The 3,635-nt window shown below is 44.2% G+C and carries 4 protein-coding genes and 1 other annotated feature; all 4 genes read right to left on the bottom strand.

Going from position 1 to position 3,635, the window contains the following annotated elements:
- Positions 1 to 314, bottom strand: a 314-nt coding sequence (gene rplJ / locus WC903_09155; GenBank protein MFA5894112.1) for a 50S ribosomal protein L10, incomplete at its 3' end; no start/stop codon positions are given.
- Between the two features lie 18 nt (positions 315 to 332).
- Positions 333 to 499, bottom strand: a sequence feature (ribosomal protein L10 leader region).
- Between the two features lie 49 nt (positions 500 to 548).
- Positions 549 to 794 carry a hypothetical protein gene (locus tag WC903_09150; protein MFA5894111.1) on the bottom strand — a complete coding sequence of 82 codons (246 nt, stop codon included), beginning with the start codon at positions 792 to 794 and terminating at the stop codon, positions 549 to 551.
- 4 nt (positions 795 to 798) lie between these two features.
- Positions 799 to 1,014 carry a hypothetical protein gene (locus WC903_09145; GenBank protein MFA5894110.1) on the bottom strand — a complete coding sequence of 72 codons (216 nt, stop codon included), beginning with the start codon at positions 1,012 to 1,014 and terminating at the stop codon, positions 799 to 801.
- Between the two features lie 227 nt (positions 1,015 to 1,241).
- A partial coding sequence (locus WC903_09140; protein ID MFA5894109.1) for a DUF3160 domain-containing protein occupies positions 1,242 to 3,635 on the bottom strand: 2,394 nt, incomplete at its 5' end.

Raw genomic sequence — 3,635 nt, 5'->3', positions numbered from 1 at the left:
TCGCTTGATTTTTTATACTTAGCCACCAGTTTGGCCGGAGCCACCTCATCGCCGAAACCGAAAATCACCGCGATCTGGCCGGTCAGCTTTCTTAAGTTAAGACCTTCAAACTTCGCTTTTTTGAACGCCAATTCCAACAGCGTTTTTTTGGCGACAAAATATTCGCCCGACTGCTGCTTCAGCTCTTTTCGCAAGGCCTCGTTCTCTTTAACCGGCAGTCCGTTGAAGCTGGCAAAAACGACTGACTTGGACCTGGCAATTTTTTCGTTTAAAATTTCCAAAGTTTGCAACTTCTGTTTTTTTGATTTAGGCATATTGATTTATTGATAATTTATTAAAAATAAAAAATCTGCGGCATAACCACAGACATTGCTAATCAAGAATTTGTTAAAGCTAAAACCTAAAAGCTAAAACCTAAAACCTGATTCCGCCTCGGCAGGAAATTATGCCAGATTATGAATCCGGCACCTGCTGTCTGTGGCATATATTAAATTTATCTTAACAGATTTACCTGAATTGTCAAGGCTGGCCGCTGGTAGCATGTCATATTAATAATTGTTATAGGTATTATCCGATTGCCTTTCAATCGCCAAAATATAATATTGGCCATTATCTTGTTTTTTGAAAATAACCCTTAATTTTCCTTTTCTGACGCGAAAAATATTGTCGCAATTTTTCAGTTTTTTAAAATCCAGCCCAGATAAAGAGCTCTTCTTTATTTTTAGTAAGATATTCTTTACTAACGTCCTTTCTTTAAGCGATAAATTTTGCAGCGCCTTGGCAACCTTATCCATATTATTACAAAGCAGCCAAAAGCGCGTTTATATCAACACCGCCTCTTTTTATCTTGGTAAAATTGACCGCTTCTTCCCAGCTGTCGTCGTCATCTATCGGAGTTATCTTGAAAAGCGGCTTGCTTTGTTTCAGGACAATAAAAGATTTTCCGGCCTTGACTTGGCTGGCGTATTTTTCCATATTTAGCCGTAAGTCTTTTAGAGCGATTAAATTTTCCATATAGTCAGTTTAATTAATAAGGTTATCTTTAGTTTAACAAAAGATAAACCTGGTGTCAAGGCGAATTATTTTTACCTCACCCCGATAAAACTACCTCACCCCGACCCTCTCCTGCAAAGGAGAGGGAGGAACTACCCCCCCCCTCTCCCTCTCGGGAGAGGGGGGGGGTGAGGGTATGGCTTTCCCCTTCTCCTGCAAAGGAGAGGGAGACAAAGGGGTCTATTGTTTTATCTGCCTTCCTGATAATTAAATACCGGCCCCACGGTCAAAATCTTTTTATCCGGCAGAGCGACCACCACTACTAACAATTTCACGCCGGCAATGCTTTCTTTGATGCTTTTGTTTTTAAACTGCAGGTTCAGGCTTTTGGCGCCGGCTTTAACCACCATGGTGTTGCGAATCAACTCGCCAAGCACCAATTGATCGTTTTCGTCCAACGGCTCCTGATTCAATTCTTTCTTGACAATCGCCTTGATTTTATCCAAATACTCAACCAATTCATTGAGTTTTTTACTGGTAAAGCCGGCATTGGCGCCCAGCTTCAGAGCCGAAAACATCTGCTCCAGCATCTTGCTATTCGCCGACAGTTCATTAACCAGCACCAGATTCGGTTCAATGTAGCCGCTCAATTTATAGCGCTCGCCAAAACCTCCGGTTTCAAATGAGCCGACGCCGAAACTGTCAGCCGGCAAACCGAGATTAACCCAGGCGCCAAGCGCGGTGTTTACTTCCTTTGCCTGCCAAGCCGCGGGTGAAACATAAGTGGGGAGCGTTTTAAGATTAGCCTCAAGCAGATTCTTTTTGATAATATCCAGGGTGGTCCAATAATTATTCTCATGCCAATCATAAACGTTAAACTTGCCAAGCGCCTGCTTGATTTCCTGGCTTTGAGCCTGGTAGTTTCGGTAGTTGCTGTTCGTGGTAAAATATACATCTTGCGCTGATAGCGGTTTGAATAAATTAATGACATCCAAGCCGATGATGGTGCAGCGTTCAATTTTCTTTTCTCTGCCGACCGCGCAACCGGAAAGCGGCAGACCGGCTTCAGGATGGAAGCGATCGTAGGGACCAAGATAGCCGCCCGCGCTCGCGCCGGTCAGTTTTCCGCCGATGTAATCGTTCGGCCAAAAATTTTCCTGGAGCAAACGCATCCCGATTTTTGGCAAGTTTCTTGTATCAGCACGATCCAGGCCGCCTACTATGCTCCCGAAATTATAACCTTTTTGAATCTCGTCGGCCAGTTTTTCCGCCGCCGCCATGGCGCGTTCAAATGAAGGCTGGCCGCCGGGCCCGGAAAAAATCAATTCCGGATTATAAGCTTCGTCGTAGGCGCTCTTTAATACTTCCTGATAATTCAAGTAGGTCAGTTCCTTTCTGATTCCCTGAAAAAAAGCCAGAATCTTATAAACTTTTGCCCAATAATTTTTTAACTCCTGATTATCGGCAAAATCGCGCGTAATCAAACTGGCGGCGATAAAATTTATCAGCCAATCATTTTTATCCAAAGCGCAATCCGGACAGCTCTCGCTCTGATAATAAAGCGGGAATGGCGATTTCAGCCAGTTCGCCGCCAAATAAAAATTGCGCAATTTTGGATTAGCCAGGTAAGCTGGCGGAACCGAGAATTCACTGTAGTTTTTTTGATAAAGAAAAATCGGCGACTTTTCCTCCCCGCTGGCGCGCGCAATCAACGTTGTTTCTTTTGCCACCTCATCCGCCAAATAATCAGGCGTGGTAAAATCAAAATCCGCCGCTTCCTTGATTGAAAATTTTGCTGCATCACTTTTATTAAGTTCATTGATCTGCTTGGGCTGCGGTTTTAACAGCTCCAAACTGACGGCCCAAAAAGCCGCTTCCAAGCGTTCGGCTTCAAGCACCGGATCATTGACCGCGCCGACCAGATCGCGCCGCTTTTTATAGCGCGTATTCGCGAGATCAAAAAAACTTTTGCTGATAGTCCAAACATCCTGATAAAAAACATTGCTTTCAATTTCCTTATAAGTTTCCTTGAGATTGTTTTGATAATAATACAGCAAAAAATCACCGCTGATAAACTGCGGTATCTCTTTTTTTGCCAGCAACTCAAAAATTTTGTAAAAATCATCGGCTTCGGCGGCGTATTGATTATCAAGCAGGACAAAACCGTCGCGATTTATCTTATCTAACGACTTATCCAGGTCAAGCTTGCGGGAAACATCATAATAATTTGCCAAATCGGTTTTGGCGAAGAGCGGCAACTTTGTTTCAAGGGCCTTCGGTTTAAAGTCGTTCGCCTCCGCTTTATAAAATTGAGCAAAAGCCAAATTTTCGGCTTTAAGCTCCTCCTCGGTCAGCCTGCGGCCATCAACTATTATGCCAGCCCCGTCCGCCAAGCCGCCCGGCAGAGTTGAGGTTGATATCTGTGTTATCGGGGTGGAGGTTGTTGCCTGTTCCGGCGCCGAAGGGGCAACCGGCGCTTTTTTCCTAAAAATCAGCCAAATGCCCGCGACAATAAATAGCGCGGTAATAAGTGCGGCAAGCAAAACCAACGCGGTCTTATTGCCGTCAGGTTTTTGCGGCGCAGAACTGTTAAAATGATAACTTGCCGGTTTTAAATTCGGTTGTGCCTGATCTTCAAACAT

The organism is Candidatus Margulisiibacteriota bacterium (genome assembly GCA_041658645.1).
In the GTDB taxonomy this organism is placed as follows: domain Bacteria; phylum Margulisbacteria; class WOR-1; order O2-12-FULL-45-9; family XYB2-FULL-48-7; genus JBAZZV01.
This window is presented reverse-complemented; position numbering and strand designations above follow the sequence as displayed.

Coding starts and splice junctions, on each gene's coding strand:
- WC903_09150 (MFA5894111.1), bottom strand. CDS start 794: ATGGATAAGGTTGCCAAGGCGCTGCAAAATTTATCGCTTAAAGAAAGG.
- WC903_09145 (MFA5894110.1), bottom strand. CDS start 1,014: ATGGAAAATTTAATCGCTCTAAAAGACTTACGGCTAAATATGGAAAAA.